At 64.0% G+C, this 14,343-nt stretch carries 15 protein-coding genes; 10 read left to right on the forward strand and 5 right to left on the reverse strand.

What is annotated here, in order from left to right; all coding sequences use genetic code 11:
- The first annotated feature begins 38 nt into the window (after positions 1-38).
- The 5 genes from ACKVEX_RS12860 to ACKVEX_RS12880 all read left to right on the forward strand — a co-directional run bounded on the left by ACKVEX_RS12860 (position 39) and on the right by ACKVEX_RS12880 (position 5,079).
- Entirely contained in the window at positions 39-203 is a 165-nt protein-coding gene (locus tag ACKVEX_RS12860) for a hypothetical protein (RefSeq protein ID WP_473216137.1), read from the forward strand.
- A gap of 93 nt (positions 204-296) precedes the next feature.
- Positions 297-1,352, forward strand: coding sequence for a patatin-like phospholipase family protein (locus ACKVEX_RS12865; protein ID WP_473216138.1), 1,056 nt, complete (start codon positions 297-299; stop codon positions 1,350-1,352).
- Position 1,353: 1 nt separating this feature from the next.
- Positions 1,354-2,802, forward strand: coding sequence for a GntP family permease (locus tag ACKVEX_RS12870; protein ID WP_473216139.1), 1,449 nt, complete (start codon positions 1,354-1,356; stop codon positions 2,800-2,802).
- A gap of 96 nt (positions 2,803-2,898) precedes the next feature.
- Positions 2,899-4,038 (forward strand): copper resistance protein NlpE N-terminal domain-containing protein, encoded by a 1,140-nt coding sequence (locus tag ACKVEX_RS12875; protein WP_473216140.1) that lies wholly within the window; start codon positions 2,899-2,901, stop codon positions 4,036-4,038.
- Positions 4,039-4,155: 117 nt separating this feature from the next.
- Complete coding sequence (locus ACKVEX_RS12880; RefSeq protein ID WP_473216141.1) at positions 4,156-5,079, forward strand: hypothetical protein; 924 nt, start codon at positions 4,156-4,158, stop codon at positions 5,077-5,079.
- A gap of 3 nt (positions 5,080-5,082) precedes the next feature.
- Here the strand turns inward: ACKVEX_RS12880 and ACKVEX_RS12885 are convergent, their stop codons facing one another.
- Entirely contained in the window at positions 5,083-5,373 is a 291-nt protein-coding gene (locus ACKVEX_RS12885) for a hypothetical protein (protein ID WP_473216142.1), read from the reverse strand.
- A gap of 104 nt (positions 5,374-5,477) precedes the next feature.
- Between ACKVEX_RS12885 and ACKVEX_RS12890 the strand changes: the two genes are divergently transcribed.
- Entirely contained in the window at positions 5,478-6,518 is a 1,041-nt protein-coding gene (locus tag ACKVEX_RS12890) for a phospholipase A (protein ID WP_473216143.1), read from the forward strand.
- Positions 6,519-6,817: 299 nt separating this feature from the next.
- On the opposite strand, the gene ACKVEX_RS12895 is transcribed toward ACKVEX_RS12890, so the two are convergent.
- Positions 6,818-8,455, reverse strand: a complete 1,638-nt coding sequence (locus tag ACKVEX_RS12895; protein ID WP_473216144.1) for an alpha/beta hydrolase — start codon at positions 8,453-8,455, stop codon at positions 6,818-6,820.
- 410 nt (positions 8,456-8,865) lie between these two features.
- Here ACKVEX_RS12895 and ACKVEX_RS12900 point away from each other — a divergent pair, with 410 nt between their 5' ends.
- Positions 8,866-9,165, forward strand: a complete 300-nt coding sequence (locus ACKVEX_RS12900) for a hypothetical protein (RefSeq protein WP_473216145.1) — start codon at positions 8,866-8,868, stop codon at positions 9,163-9,165.
- Between the two features lie 94 nt (positions 9,166-9,259).
- On the opposite strand, the gene ACKVEX_RS12905 is transcribed toward ACKVEX_RS12900, so the two are convergent.
- Together ACKVEX_RS12905 and ACKVEX_RS12910 are read right to left on the reverse strand one after the other, a co-directional pair.
- Entirely contained in the window at positions 9,260-10,045 is a 786-nt protein-coding gene (locus ACKVEX_RS12905; protein ID WP_473216146.1) for a hypothetical protein, read from the reverse strand.
- Positions 10,046-10,075: 30 nt separating this feature from the next.
- Entirely contained in the window at positions 10,076-10,450 is a 375-nt protein-coding gene (locus tag ACKVEX_RS12910; RefSeq protein WP_473216147.1) for a hypothetical protein, read from the reverse strand.
- A gap of 303 nt (positions 10,451-10,753) precedes the next feature.
- Between ACKVEX_RS12910 and ACKVEX_RS12915 the strand changes: the two genes are divergently transcribed.
- Positions 10,754-11,032 (forward strand): hypothetical protein, encoded by a 279-nt coding sequence (locus ACKVEX_RS12915; RefSeq protein ID WP_473216148.1) that lies wholly within the window; start codon positions 10,754-10,756, stop codon positions 11,030-11,032.
- A gap of 141 nt (positions 11,033-11,173) precedes the next feature.
- On the opposite strand, the gene ACKVEX_RS12920 is transcribed toward ACKVEX_RS12915, so the two are convergent.
- Positions 11,174-12,079, reverse strand: coding sequence for a LysR substrate-binding domain-containing protein (locus ACKVEX_RS12920; RefSeq protein ID WP_473216149.1), 906 nt, complete (start codon positions 12,077-12,079; stop codon positions 11,174-11,176).
- Between the two features lie 150 nt (positions 12,080-12,229).
- Between ACKVEX_RS12920 and ACKVEX_RS12925 the strand changes: the two genes are divergently transcribed.
- Together ACKVEX_RS12925 and ACKVEX_RS12930 are read left to right on the forward strand one after the other, a co-directional pair.
- Positions 12,230-13,321 carry a 4-oxalomesaconate tautomerase gene (locus ACKVEX_RS12925; RefSeq protein ID WP_473216150.1) on the forward strand — a complete coding sequence of 364 codons (1,092 nt, stop codon included), beginning with the start codon at positions 12,230-12,232 and terminating at the stop codon, positions 13,319-13,321.
- Complete coding sequence (locus ACKVEX_RS12930; protein WP_473216151.1) at positions 13,318-14,343, forward strand: amidohydrolase family protein; 1,026 nt, start codon at positions 13,318-13,320, stop codon at positions 14,341-14,343. The genes ACKVEX_RS12925 and ACKVEX_RS12930 overlap by 4 nt, the downstream gene beginning before the upstream one ends.

The raw sequence follows: 14,343 nt of genomic DNA on the forward strand, positions 1-14,343 counted from the left end.
TTGGTGTATGCAGTCAATTCGCACTGGCCACCGCGGCGATGGGAATCGGCTATGCGGTGGCGGGCGGGCTGGGTGCGACGATCGGCCTGACCCCGACCTTCGCCGTGCTGGCAGCAGCGACCGCATGCGCGATCGCGATCAGCGCGTCGATGTCCGTGGGAGATCACGGCGCCGACGATGTGGCCGGCCGTGCGCGCGGTTGAGGACGAAACAGTGTTTTCTGGCCACTAATCTGGTATTTTGACATTGCGCGGTGCACCATTTCCGCGCATTACGCTGTTTCCAAAAGGATTGCGATGAGCGATACAAAGATTTCCGGCGTCGAACGACGCCAGACCGGTGACAAACTGATGATCGATCTCGCGCTGCAGGGCGGCGGCTCGCACGGTGCATTCACATGGGGCGTGCTGGATCGGATCCTCGAGGAAGGCTGGCTGAAGATCGAGGGCATCTCGGGTACGTCGGCCGGCGCGATGAACGCGGCGGTGATGGCCCATGGCTATGCCAAGGGTGGCCCCGAGATGGCGCGCGAGCAACTCGCGACGTTCTGGCGGCGGGTGTCGGATGCGGCGCGCTTCAGCCCGTTCAAGCGTGGTCCGCTGGATGTGATGACCGGCAAGTGGACGCTGGATAATTCGCCGGCCTTAATCATGATGGACATGATGTCCCGTCTGATCAGCCCTTACACGATGGGTGGCACGGCCTTCAATCCGCTGCGCGACATCCTGTGCGACATGATCGATTTTCCGGTGCTGGCCGACGGGCCGATCAAGCTGTTCATCACCGCGACCAATGTGCACACCGGGCAGGGCAGGGTGTTCCGCAAGCACGAGATCTCGGCCGACGTGCTGCTCGCTTCCGCGTGCCTGCCGTCGATGTACCAGGCGGTCGAGATCGACGGCGTACCCTACTGGGATGGCGGTTTCGCCGGCAATCCGACGATGACGCCGCTGGTGCGGGAGTGCGAGAGCAACGACACCTTCCTCATCCAGATCAATCCGGTCAAACGCGAGAGCACGCCGCGCGCCGCGCGCGAGATCGCGAGCCGGCTGAACGAGATCTCGTTCAATGCGCCGCTGCTCAAGGAATTGCGCATGATGGCCCTGCTGCGCAGGGTGCTCGACCCCGGCAACAGCGAAGCCAAGCTGTGGAGCGAGATGCGCCTGCACCGCATCACCAGCGACCTGATGGTGTCGCTGGGCCATTCGTCCAAGCTCAATGCGGAGTGGCCCTTCCTGCAGATGCTGTTCGAGGCCGGCCGTCAGGCCGCGATCGATTTCGGCATCGCACATCTGAACGATGTTGGCGTGCGTTCGACTTTCGACATCGACAGCCTGCTGGAGGGCGTGTGACGTGATCGGCCTGCTCGGGATCGTCGCGGCGCTGGTGCTGCTGATGGTGCTGGCCTTCAGGGGCTGGACCATCCTGCTGCTCGCGCCGCTGGCTGCCGTCGTCGCGGCGGCGTTCTCGTCCGAGCCGATGCTCGCGCACTGGACGCTGACCTTCATGCAGTCGGCCTCGCGCTTCATGGCACAGTTCTTTCCGCTGTTCCTGCTCGGTGCACTGTTCGGCAAGCTCATGGACGACAGTGGATCGGTCAACACCATCGCCGATTTCATGACCGAGAAGCTCGGTCCCACCCGCGCCATTCTTGCGGTGGTGCTCGCGGGTGCGATGGTCACCTACGGCGGGGTGAGCCTGTTCGTCGCGTTCTTCGTGCTCGCACCGATGGGGCTGGCGCTGTTCCGCGCCGGCGCGGTACCCAGGCGCCTGCTGCCGGCCGCGGTGGCGCTCGGCACCTCCACCTTCACGATGTCGGCGCTTCCCGGTACCCCCTCCATCCAGAACGCGATTCCGATGCCGTTCTTCGGCACGACGCCGTTTGCGGCGCCGGGTCTGGGCGTCATCGCCGCGGTGGTGATGTTCGTCTTCGGCATGTGGTGGCTGGGCATGCGCCACAAGCAGGCGAGCACGGCGGGTGAGGGTTTCGGCGGACAGGAAACCGCGCCCGAGACCGATCCGGTGGTGTTGCGCGAACTGGCGACGACCGCGCGCGAGTTCGACCCGATCGAGATCGAGCAGGGCAAGCACAGCCCGTCCGGCCCGCCGATTGCCCTCGCGATCCTGCCGTTGGTGGTCGTGGTCGGGGTGAACCTGCTGATGTCGCAGTTCATTCTTCCGCGCATCGATGCGGATTTTCTGGCGGAGCCGCAATGGGGTTCGACGTCGCTGTCGGCAGTGGGCGGCGTATGGTCGGTCGCGACGGCCTTGCTGGTCGCGATCCTGGTGCTGGTCGCGACCAGCTTCAAGCGCTTCCAGGCGCTGCGCGACAGCATCGACGCCGGCGCGAATGCGGCCGTGCTGCCGGTGTTGAGCGTGGCCAGCCTGGTGGGCTTCGGCGCGGTGGTGGCGGCGATGCCGGCCTTCGAGTTGGTCAGCAACTGGGTCATGGGCATAGGCGGCGGCCCGCTGGTGTCGCTGGCGGTGGCGACCAACATCCTGGCGGCATTGACCGGCTCGGCTTCCGGCGGCATGACGATCGCGCTCGATGCACTCGGCCCGACCTTCATGGGTATCGCTGCGCAGACCGGTCTGGATCCTGCATTGTTGCACCGTGTCACGGTGATCGCGTCCGGCACGCTGGACAGCCTGCCGCACAATGGCGCGGTGGTCACGATGCTGGCCGTGTGCGGGTGCACGCACAAGGAGAGCTATCTGGATGTGGTCATGGTTGCGGTGGTCGGAGCGATCCTTGGGTTGATCGCGGTGATCGTTCTGGGCAGCATGTTCGGTTCATTCTGACGCTGTCAGGGTTTTACTCAGCGCTCGCGGCGGAGCGCCGTCGTCTTTTTTTGCGAGGAGCAGGTGGAAATGCAATTGATCGGAAAGTCTTGTCTCATGCTTGTGTTGCTGACGACCGTATTGGTCGCCTGTTCCACCGAAAAGCCGATCGCGCAGGCCGCGGCGCCCGCTGCGCAGCGCGCCCCGGTCGTCGATATTCACACGAGCCGCACTGCGCTGGATTGGGCGGGTTTGTACGAGGGCATGCTCGGCTGTGCGGACTGCGCGGGCGTGCATGCGCTGCTGACACTGGACAAGGATGCGTCCTTCGAACTCGTCAAGTGGCCCCTGGTGCGCGGTGCGGCACCGTCCACCGAGCGGGGACGGTTCAGCTGGCAGCCCGATGGCAACAGCATCGTGCTCGACACCGTCGCCGGCGAGTTGCGCTTCGCGGTCGGCGAGGGACGCCTGATGCTGCGGTCCATCGCGGGCGTGCGCCAGGTCCCTGGGGCGCCGAACACGGTACTGACGCAAATGCCCGCCGGCCAGCGTGGCGATCGGCCGACGGTGGTCGACGTGCTGACCGACCATAGCTGGGCCCTGATCGATGCGACCGATGCGTCGAATCGGCGTGTCGATGCGCTGTTCCCGGACCCGGAGCGGGCGTTTTCGTTCGGATTCGCGGAATCACGCCTGCATGTGCGCGGGGGCTGCAACGGATTTCGGGGCGCTTTTGCGATCGGTGACGACGACATGCTCAGCGTCACCGGCATGATGAGCACGTTGATGGCCTGCGACACGCCGCTGATGGAGGCCGATTCGGCGCTGTCTGCGCTGATGGCCGAGCCGCTGGAAGTCGCGCTGATCCGGGGCGCTCAGCCTACGCTGGTATTGCTGGCCGCGACCGGCGAGGTGCTGCTGCTCGCCGGCGAGCTCACCCCCGAGGCGCGCTATGGTGCGCCCACGACCGTCTTCCTCGAGATCGCCGCGCAACCGGTGTCGTGCGACCGTGCGATCCGCGCCGACGGCGTGTGCCTGCAGGTGCGCGAGCGACGCTACGACGAGCGTGGCCTGATCGTGGGGGAGCCCGGTGAATGGCAGACCTTCGCGGCGGACATCGAGGGCTACCGGCATGAAAACGGCATCCGGAACGTGTTGCGGGTCAAGCAGTTTCAGCCGGCGACGGAGGGCGGTGTGGTGCCTGAGCCGGTCTTCGTGCTCGACCTTGTGGTCGAGTCGGAGGTGGTGCCTCAATAGCCCGCGCCACCATGGGTGGCGTGGGCGTCATCGATTCACGTCGGCTTCGGCGACAGATCGCGATGCGCAAGCGTCACATCACGCGCCGGATCGGCTCATAAACGTATGGAGTCATACATGGCATCGCGTCTCGAAGCTTCATCCGCCTGTTCAACCCTAATCGTCAGGGCTGTGGTCATCGCGACTGCTATATGGGTGCCGTTCGCCGCAAATGCCCAGACCGACCGTAGCGCGTTCGCGTCGATCACGCCGTACTGGCAGGGCAGTGCCGATATCGACGACGGGGGTGACTTCGATGCAAAGGGCGTCGCGCTGCGGGCCGGTATGCGGACCCGGCTGGCGGACGGGGTGCATGGCGGCGTGTCGCTGAACTATGACGGCATCGACTTCGACTTTTCGGGGCGAAGCGACGTTGGCGGCGCGCCGTGGGGCAATGTGCAGCGCATCGGCTTCGGTCTGCCATTCACGTTCCAGGGGTCGAATGACTGGACCTATGGTTTCGCGCCGTCGGTCGAGTGGTCCAAGGAGAATGACGCCGACTGGGGTGATTCGCTGGTGTATGGCGCGATCGCAAGTGCAACGCGGTCGTTTGCGGCCGACAAGCGATTGGGCTTCGGGCTGGGCGCCTACAGTCACATCGAGGAGAACCGCCTGGTACCGTTGATCATCGTCGATTGGCGCTTGAGCGAACGCTGGCGCCTGGTCAATCCGCTGCCGGCCGGCCCAGCCGGTCCGGCCGGCCTGGAGCTCGACTATCGCCTCGACAATGGCTGGAGCCTCGGCGCGGGCGCCACCTACCGGAGCATGCGCTTTCGCCTCAGAGAAGGTGGGCCGGTTCGCAATGGCGTCGGCGAGGAAAGCGGTGTGCCGATATTCCTGAGGGCGTCCACGCAATTCGGAGACGATTCGTCGCTGCACATCTACGCAGGCGCGATCGTGGCGGGAGAACTGCGTGTCGAGAACTCCCGCGGGAGAAAGGTATACGAGGAGTCGTTCGACCCCGCGCCGATCATCGGGGCGACCTTCTCGACCCGTTTCTGAAGCCTACCGCGCCTCGGCTGGCATCGCCAGCCAGCGCAGGATCGCGTCTTCCATATAGTCGTAGAACGGGTTGCTGCGCCTGCGCCAGCTGCTCGAATACGCTGTCCTCGAGTTCGAGATAAGCCGCGAAGTCGGCGATCCGGTCGCGTTGATCGAACGCAAACTCCTCGCTTTCCCACCCGGCTCGTGACGATCGCTCAAGTCCGACAGCCTCCTAGGGTCGTGTTGGAAGGTGATGGTCAGCGCATCACTCCGATCGAGATCGACCGCCGCGGTCATGGATGCTTCGTTCATCGTCGTGGCACCAGACAGACATGGCACAATTGAAACATCAGAATAATTCCATGGCGGAGCGCCGTGGATTGCAGCGACACTCTATCTTCTGGAGCACTCGAACGATGATGAGAAAGGCATTGGCCGTATCGCTGCTGTCCGGCCCGGTCGTGGCGATGGCGGTGAATCCAAAGGAGATCTCGAGTTGTTCGCAAATCGATGACGTGACCAGCCGGCTGGCCTGTTACGACCGCGCAGCCGGACGGGTCGAGACGGTGACGCCCTCCCTGCCGCCGCCGCGGGAGATCACGAATGCCAGCGAGAGCTTTGGGGATCCGGCGCGCCTTGCGGCATCGACCGCGACACCGCTGCAGGCCCGCTGGGAACTGACCGAGGACTCGAACCAGGGTCGATTCAGACTCCGGCCGCACAACCAGAACTATCTGGTGGTCAAGTTCACCAGCAACGCCAATAGCCGACCCTTCACGCCGCTGAAACCGGTCGTCGGGACCGAGGAAGACCGGCTCGACAAGCAGGAGATCAAGTTTCAGCTGTCCTTCAAGACGAAACTGTTCGAGGACGTGCTGCTGCCGGGCGCGAACCTGTGGATGGGCTATACGCAGGAAAGCTACTGGCAGATCTTCAATGATGACGTTTCCCGCCCCTTCCGCGAGACCAACTACGAGCCCGAGCTGATGTGGGTCGCACCGCTGAAGTTCAAGCTGGGTGACCTGCAGTTCCGTTATGCGTCTCTCGGCTTCGTGCATCAGTCCAATGGACGTGCCGAGCCGCTGTCGCGCAGCTGGGACCGCGTGTATGCGGAAGTCGGTGCCGAAGTCGGCAATTTCGCGTTCTGGTTCAAACCATGGTGGCGGATTCCCGAGTCGTCCAGCGACGATGACAATCCGGACATCGAGAAGTACATCGGTCGCGGCGAACTGGTCGGGGTGTACCGTAACGATGCCCACGTGTACTCGTTGCGCGTGCGCAATAATTTCAGCCTTAACAACAACCGTGGTTCGATCACCGCTGACTGGAGCTTCCCGCTGGTGGGCTCGCTCCGGGGATATGTGCGTGGGTTCTCGGGCTATGGAGACAGCATGATCGACTACAACTGGCGTCAGCATTCGCTGGGCCTGGGCGTGATTCTGACCGATCGGCTTTGATCGGCAACTGAACCGATGGGCGAACTTGCACGCCCATCCTTTTTTCTTCTGGAGAGTGACTTGAGCCTGCAGAAACTCGTATTGCTCGGCATCACGTCGGCTGCCCTCGTCCTGTCGGGTTGCGTGGCGTCTACCGGCGGCGGTACCTTTGCGCGAGTACGTCCGCGTGATTCGTGACGGAGCGACGGCGCGCGTGGGGCGTATGTTAGTCCGCGGACTCCGGTCGGTCGCGGGTCGGCGAGTTCAGCTGACGGCGGCGCAGCCGGTGCGGCCGTCACGCGATGTATTTCGAGCGTCGGTCAGCGGTCTGACCGGCTCTTGAAGAAGGCCTTGAGCCGGGCTATTTCAGGCTCGGTCCAGCCCTCCGGTTCGGTCAGCGCGAGCCACGCGTCGATGTAGTGCTCGGGCGCATATTCGTGACCGAAACCTTTCGGTGCGGTCCCCACCACCATGTCGGCGGCCAGCTGCAGCATGGTCACGATAGGAAACCATCGCAGGTCGGGTGAGACGTCCGGCCCGCGTGGCTCCCGCATCCAGTCCGGTTCGAACCAGGCGATGTAGGGGCTGAAGAAGGTGATCGGATCGTTGGCGTATTGCAGGTACGCGATCCGGAACGCCCCCCATTCGGCGCTGCCGCGATCCAGACCCTGTTCCTGATTCATGAAGCGGATGACCGAGCCGCCGCGAAACTCGGGCAACCACGCCGGTGAACCTGCATCACGCTGCGCAGTGATGCGCCGCCAGGTTTCGCTGCGGAACGGTGGACCGCTCCACAGCGCGCCGTGGAATGGATCGTCGATGATGTCGTAAAGGTCGAACGACAGGTCGGAGTTCAGCGAACCCAGACTCAGGCCGCGCAGGAACAGTCGCGGCCGCGCGTCCTTCGGCAAGGTGCGCCAATGTCCGTAGATTTCGGCGAACAGAATCCGGGCGGCTTCCGCACCATAGTCGGGATCGGTCATCAGCGTCAGCGGGCTGTTCAGATAGGAATACTGCGCCGCCACCGTGGCAACGTCGCCTCGATGAAGATATTCGAAGGTGTTCTGCGACGACGGGTCGACCCAGCCTGTGCCGGTGGGAGTGGCCAGCAGCAGCACCGAACGATCGAAACCGCCCACACGTTTGAGTTCATCCAGGGCCAGACGGGCGCGCTGTTCAGGCGTATCGGCCGAATTCAGGCCGACGTAGACCCGGATCGGCGCGGGCAGCTCCGCGTCGAAATATGCGCTCAGTTCGTCGGATGTCGGGCCGTCGGCGACGAAGATCCGGCCTTGCCGGCCCAGATCTTCCCAGCTGACCAGCGAGGCGGGACTGCCGGCCTGAGTAGCGTGGACCGGACGGGGCAGATCATCCTCTATCAGTGCATCGAGTTGCTGAAAGGAGCGATCCGCGATGCGCAGCAGCGTCGTCAACAACACGCCGTCGATGACGGACCAGAACAGCACGACGGCCACCACGATTCCGGTCAGATGCGAGATACGGTCCGGCACGTAAGGGCGCAAGCGTAGCGAAAGTGCGTGCATGATCCATCGAAACAGCCGCGCGAGAAACAGCACCACCAGGAACACCACCGCAGCTATCAGCCCGAGCAGTACAGGCTGTCCGCCGGTGGTTTCCTCCATGCCCATCATCGCCCGGATCGAGTTCTGCCAGGTGTTCGCCTGCCACACGAAACTCACCGTGACCAGCGCACACAGCACCGCCGCTGCCGACTTGATCAGCAGTGCCGAGCGCGAGTGGATCACCGGCAACTGCAGGTAGTGCCAAAGCCATACGCTACCGACGCCCACGCCGTAACCTGCGGCAAACGATAGTCCCGAAAGCACGCCCTGGATCAGAAAGGGTCGCGGCAGCAACGATGGCGTCAGCGAAAAGGCGAAAAACACCGTGCCGACCAGCAAGCCAATGATGTTCAGATACATGCGCTTTGGGCCCATTCAGTATGATTGAAGGAGGCGTGGTTCAGGGCATCGTCATGGTGCATGCCCGGGCGGCGGGCCCTTTCGGGCCGTGGTCCGGTGCCGAGTTTGCTCCAGGAGGCAAGTTCTAAGCAATGTGTCTGGTCATGTGTTGTCGCTGTCGGGGGTACTGGTTCGCTTGAGTCACGCGATCGACGGCTGTGCACCGCTGTGCAGGGGGAGGCCCCGGATGTCCCGGCATAGACGTGTCGAGCGCGCCTGTTGGATCCCGTCGCTGGCCATCCGCAACTTTCGGCCGTTCGGCATTCTTGACCGGTGAGTGGGGCGGCTGGATACCTACGACGGAGCAGTCGGATGCGAAAGTGTCGGTTTGACTGAACGCGGCCATTCCGGCCATTCTGGACGGGCAGCATGCCGGAATCGATCGATTGCATGAACGCCTGCGGGTCCTGGCCGACGCGATCAGTCAGGAACTGCGCCGGGCTCTGCACGTGGCCGATGGAGAACAGGATCTGGCCCGGGCCGTACTGGACACCAAGTCGCCGGTACGCGCGCTGGAGCGAGCCGCGGTCGAATTCCAGCTGGACGCCCAGCCTGCCAATGGCCGGCAGACGGTGATGTCGACCATGCTGGAGCGCGAACTCACCGAGTCGCTCCGTCGCGCCTACGGCCTGGTTCGCCGGTTCGTCCGCGTGGGTGCCGGTCTGCTTCGCACCGAGACGAACTAGGCCCAGGGAGCGGATAACGGAACCCGGGCCGAGTCATAGCCCGACTGCCTGCATCACCGCTGCCGGACCACCGGCTCCGGATCAAAGCTGGGCGTCACGGTTCCGCCGCCGGCGTTCCGTAAGCTTCCGGCCGTTTGAGGGTCCGTTGCATCAGCGCATGGCAGACGACGAGGCCGGCGATCGCGGCCGCCACATGCTTCAGCGTATGGCCGCTGACCACGCCGCCCAGCAGTTCCATCACCTGCGCATCGAAGGTTTCGAGGAGCTTGCTCGTCACATACCAGCCGAACACCCAGTACAGAACCTCGCCTCGCGTGTAACGCGAAGGGCTCAGCGCGACCAGCATCAGCACGACGATCACCGAATAGCCCTGCAGGATTCCATAGGGCACGACGTTACCTGCGCCCGCAAGCTCGGTCGTCCGCCAGTAGAGGACGGTGGCCATGCCGATCAGCAACATCGGAACGAGCAACATCAGCCCCGCCCGAATGCTGATCCGGTCCACGATCTGACTGCAGACCAGCGCCATGAATGCGATCGTCATCGGCAGGCGATCCCAGAACAGACTTTCGTTGCCCGGTGTCAGATGGTAGCAGGCCGATCCCAGCGCAGTCAGCAGGGCGCCCACGAAGAAGACTGCGTAGGGCAGACGCTCACTGCGGTACTGGAACTGCGCGCGTTTGCCAAACACGATGAGCAGTCCCGCAATTCCGACGATCAGAAAGCCGACATTGGACGCGACGTCCAGAAAATTGTCGATGCCGAACAGCTCACGTTTGTCCGCGAAATCATGGTAGTCGAGGGGTTGCGGTACGGCTGGCAGCAGAAATGCGGCCAGCACGCACAGACCCGTGAAGACGGCGATCAGGCGCGTCTGCATGCTCCTCGGTGTCCTCTCCGTCGGGATCGTTCACCGAAGCCCCGCGATGCAGTCGCGCAGCGGCCTTCCGGGCACGCAACCCAGTGCGATCGCGCGAGCGTTGGCGTGGCTCACGATGCCGCTTGCGAGCGTGCTCGCCGCCTGGCCGATACAGGCGCTCGAATGCGCCACGGTGCAGGCTGCAAGCCCCTCGTCGGTCAGCATGTCGAGCGCGGCGATGCCGGCCTCGTCCTTGCCGACGCCGGCATCATTGAACACGCTGAGCAGCGGGCGGGCCGCGATCGCGTAGCGCGCCGAACTCGTGCCGCCATGGGATCCGCTCACCGCGATGCAGCCGGCGTCCGTCTCGGACAGTTCGGTGATCGAGTCGACCACGCGCAGGCGGGGGACGGGTGTGTCGCGCATCGGTTTCCTTTCGGCGTCCTGAGAACCATGTCAAGAACTCGAAGTATGAAGTGGCACGGGCGCAGCGTCGATCTCCGGCGACGCATTCGGGCATGAATGTTTTTCAAAGGATGACTGTGGGCCATGGCTTCGGCGATCTGTTTCGAGAGGCCGGCGCAGACGTCTTCGCGTGGATGGACAACTGGAGTTTGCTCCGCGATCGCACCGGGTCTTGCTCGGCGTCAACACCGACCGGCTGCAACAGGTGTGTAATGATCTCGTAATGTCATGCATCCATGCATGGCTGCAACGAGGACCGCCATCATGTTGACGATTGAAGACTGTATCGAACTGTCGGGATTGACCGAGGAAGAAGTCCTGGCGATCGCGGAACACGAGCATGTGCCGGAAATGTGTGCGGTCGAGATCGGAGCCTATCTGGTCGAGACGCCGCAGGGCGAGAAACGCGTCAAGCGCATGATTCTGGACGACATCGAGGCCGCACGCGCGCGTGGTGACAGCAAGCATGTCGCGATGCTGAAACTGGCGCTCAAGCACTACGTCGAGCACCATGCGCCGGGACATGCCGGCGGCAACGGCTGAGGCGGTTCCGGACTAGAGTGGTTGCCCGATCTGCACGATGACGGGTGGGACGTGAGCGCATACCGCTGCGGCGTCGTGGATCCTTCGGGGCGAGGCGTGACTGGTATGGCGCCGACTGAAAGGGCGCCCCAGTCTGCAGCCTCAAGCCCGGTCAGGGTCCAGAATCCGTATCGTCGTGTCGCGAACGATCTCGACGGTGGCTTGCTGCGTCAATGTGCTCGGTCGCCGCGCACTGACCGCGATCGCGAGCTTGCTGCGCAGCGTAGGTTCGACGATCGGGCGCAGCTTGAAGCGGCCCGGGTCGGCCAGCGCGGTGATTGCGTTCATCGACAGAATCGCGCAACCTGCACCTTCCGCCACGAGGTCGGGAATCACGGCGACGCTGTCGATTTCCATCGCGATCGTCGGGTGCAGTCCGAGATTGCCGAGTTCGGTTTCGACCAGCATCCTGAGCGAGTGCGGCCGACTCGGGATGACCAGAGCACGGGTCGCGATGTCGTGCAGCCGTATCGGCTGCGGCGGTTGCGCGTCGGAGCGATGTTCGATCAGGAACAGATCCTCTTCGAGCAGCGGGGTCGTGTCGATCTCGGGTGAGGGCGGCGCATTGTAGAGCAAGGCGATGTCCAGCCGTCCGGCGGTCAGGGCTTCCTGCATCGTGATCGACAGCCCGTCTCCTATGGACAGCGAAGCCTCCGGCAGGCGTCTCCGGATTTCGCGCATCAACGGAACGGTCAGGACCCTGGACAGACTGGGGGGCAGCCCGAGCGCGACCCGTCCGGCCAGCTCGCCGCGCACGCGGGTCAGTTCTTCCTGTGTGCGCCTGACCTGGTGCAGTATGCCCAGACCGTGCTCGAGCAACAGCTTGCCCGCCTCGGTCATCGTGACGCCCCTGCCGTTACGGATCAGCAGGCTCTGGCGCACCTCCACTTCCAGCAGTCTGACCTGGCGGCTCAGAGCCGGCTGAGCGATGTTAAGCGCGATCGATGCGCGCGTGAAACTGCCCAGTTCGGCGACCCGCACGAAGTATTCGAGTTGTCTGAGATCCATCGGAGAATTCTACGCCGTGCGTTGCATCGATTATTCCAGATCAGATGCGGTATATCGTAGATATCTTGTATCAAGCTATCGCATATCGTTATAGCAGCTAGAGCGTGACGACGCTGTCGTCGAGCCGGATTGCAGCGAATAATGCGGGCTATGCAGACTTCGATACCCACTCTGTTCATGCGCGGCGGTACGTCGCGCGGACCGTTCTTCGACGCGGCCGACCTGCCTGCCGACCAAGCGCTGCGCGACAAGGTGCTGCTTGCGGTGATGGGCTCGCCGGACCGGCGTCAGATCGATGGCCTGGGCGGTGCGCACCCGCTGACCAGCAAGGTCGGCATCGTGCGCATCAGCACGACGCCAGGCGTCGATCTCGATTTCCTGTTCGCGCAGCTGCTGCCGGACAAGGCCACGGTCGACACCACCCCCAACTGCGGCAACATGCTCGCCGCGGTCGTGCCGTTCGCGCTGGAGACCGGCATGGTCGCACCGCGGGGCGACACCACTACGCTGCGGGTGCTGACGCTGAACACCGGCATGCAGTGCGACATCACGGTGCACACGCCGGGCGGGCGGGTGCGCTACGACGGCGACGCACGCATCGACGGCGTGCCGGGTACTTCGGCACCGATCAGGATCAATTTTCTCGATACCGCCGGTTCGGTCTGTTCCGGACTGTTGCCGACCGGCAGGGTGCGCGATGTCATCGACGGCATCGACGTCACCTGCATCGACAACGGCATGCCGATGGTGTTGTTTCGTGCGACCGACGTCGGGCGCAGCGGCTATGAAGCCGCGGCCGAGCTCAATGCCGACGACGCCCTGAAGGCGCGCATCGAGCGCCTGCGTCTGGCGGCCGGCGTCGCGATGGGCCTCGGCGACGTGCGCAGCAAGACCTACCCCAAGATGTGCCTGGTCGCACCGCCGCGCGACGGCGGCAGCATCGCGACGCGCTGCTTCATCCCGCACGTGTGCCACGACGCGATCGGCGTGCTCGCGGCCGTGACCGTGGGCACCGCCTGCGTGCTCGAGGGCTCGATCACGCGCGGCATCGCAAACGTGCCGGACGGACAGGCCAGGACCGTGTCGGTCGAGCATCCCAGCGGCGAATTCTCGGTCGAGCTCGAAACCGATCCGAGCGATCCTCAGAGCGTTACCCGCGCGGCGCTGCTGCGGACCGCGCGGCTCATCATGCGTGGCGAGGTGATGATTCCCGCCACCGTCTGGAGCGGAGACAAGCGATGATCATCGATTGCCACGGGCACTACACGACCGCGCCGAAGGCGCTTGAAGAATGGCGCAACCGCCAGGTTGCCGGGCTGAAGAATCGGTCGGCGGCCCCCTGCGCATCCGAACTGAAGATCAGCGACGACGAGCTCCGCGAAACCATCGAAACCAACCAGCTGCGTCTGATGAAGGCCCGCGGACTCGATCTGACGATCTTCTCGCCGCGCGCGAGCTTCATGGCGCATCACATCGGCGACTTCGACACCAGTTCGACCTGGGCGGCGATCTGCAATGAGCTGTGTTACCGCGTGTCGCAGCTCTTTTCGGACAATTTCATCGGTGCTGCGATGCTGCCGCAGTCACCCGGGGTCGATCCGAAGACATGCATCCCCGAGCTGGAGAAGTGCGTCGGGGAATATGGTTTCGTCGGCATCAACCTCAACCCGGACCCGTCCGGTGGCCACTGGATCAGCCCGCCGCTGTACGACCGTCACTGGTATCCGATCTACGAGAAGATGGTCGAGTACGACATCCCGGCGATGATCCATGTCAGCACCAGCTGCAACGAGTGCTTCCATACCACCGGCGCGCATTACCTGAACGCCGATACCACCGCGTTCATGCAATGCCTGACCTCGGACCTGTTCAAGGATTTCCCGACTCTGCGGTTCGTGATTCCGCACGGTGGCGGCGCGGTGCCCTACCACTGGGGGCGCTTCCGCGGGCTCGCGCAGGCGCTGGACAAGCCGCTGCTGAAGGATCACCTGCTGAACAACATCTTCTTCGACACCTGCGTCTATCACCAGCCCGGCATCGACCTGCTGACCCGTGTGATTCCGCTCGAGAACGTGTTGTTCGCGTCCGAGATGATAGGCGCGGTGCGCGGCATCGACCCGGAGACCGGCCACCATTTCGACGACACCCGGCGCTACATCGAGGCGGCGAATCTCACCGCCGATGAGCGCCACATGATCTACGAGCGCAACGCGCGGCGGGTCTATCCGCGGCTGGATGCCGCCTTGAACGCGAGGGGACGGTGA

Origin of the sequence: Denitraticella aggregata, assembly GCF_048158365.1 — a bacterium.
GTDB lineage: Bacteria > Pseudomonadota > Gammaproteobacteria > Burkholderiales > Rhodocyclaceae > Azoarcus_F.

Bases quoted from the DNA above. Each gene is read 5' to 3' on its own strand.
- ACKVEX_RS12860 (WP_473216137.1), top strand. From the start codon at position 39: ATGGGAATCGGCTATGCGGTGGCGGGCGGGCTGGGTGCGACGATCGGC.
- ACKVEX_RS12865 (WP_473216138.1), top strand. From the start codon at position 297: ATGAGCGATACAAAGATTTCCGGCGTCGAACGACGCCAGACCGGTGAC.
- ACKVEX_RS12875 (WP_473216140.1), top strand. From the start codon at position 2,899: ATGCTTGTGTTGCTGACGACCGTATTGGTCGCCTGTTCCACCGAAAAG.
- ACKVEX_RS12880 (WP_473216141.1), top strand. From the start codon at position 4,156: ATGGCATCGCGTCTCGAAGCTTCATCCGCCTGTTCAACCCTAATCGTC.
- ACKVEX_RS12885 (WP_473216142.1), bottom strand. From the start codon at position 5,373: ATGAACGAAGCATCCATGACCGCGGCGGTCGATCTCGATCGGAGTGAT.
- ACKVEX_RS12890 (WP_473216143.1), top strand. From the start codon at position 5,478: ATGATGAGAAAGGCATTGGCCGTATCGCTGCTGTCCGGCCCGGTCGTG.
- ACKVEX_RS12895 (WP_473216144.1), bottom strand. From the start codon at position 8,455: ATGGGCCCAAAGCGCATGTATCTGAACATCATTGGCTTGCTGGTCGGC.
- ACKVEX_RS12905 (WP_473216146.1), bottom strand. From the start codon at position 10,045: ATGCAGACGCGCCTGATCGCCGTCTTCACGGGTCTGTGCGTGCTGGCC.
- ACKVEX_RS12910 (WP_473216147.1), bottom strand. From the start codon at position 10,450: ATGCGCGACACACCCGTCCCCCGCCTGCGCGTGGTCGACTCGATCACC.
- ACKVEX_RS12915 (WP_473216148.1), top strand. From the start codon at position 10,754: ATGTTGACGATTGAAGACTGTATCGAACTGTCGGGATTGACCGAGGAA.
- ACKVEX_RS12920 (WP_473216149.1), bottom strand. From the start codon at position 12,079: ATGGATCTCAGACAACTCGAATACTTCGTGCGGGTCGCCGAACTGGGC.
- ACKVEX_RS12925 (WP_473216150.1), top strand. From the start codon at position 12,230: ATGCAGACTTCGATACCCACTCTGTTCATGCGCGGCGGTACGTCGCGC.
- ACKVEX_RS12930 (WP_473216151.1), top strand. From the start codon at position 13,318: ATGATCATCGATTGCCACGGGCACTACACGACCGCGCCGAAGGCGCTT.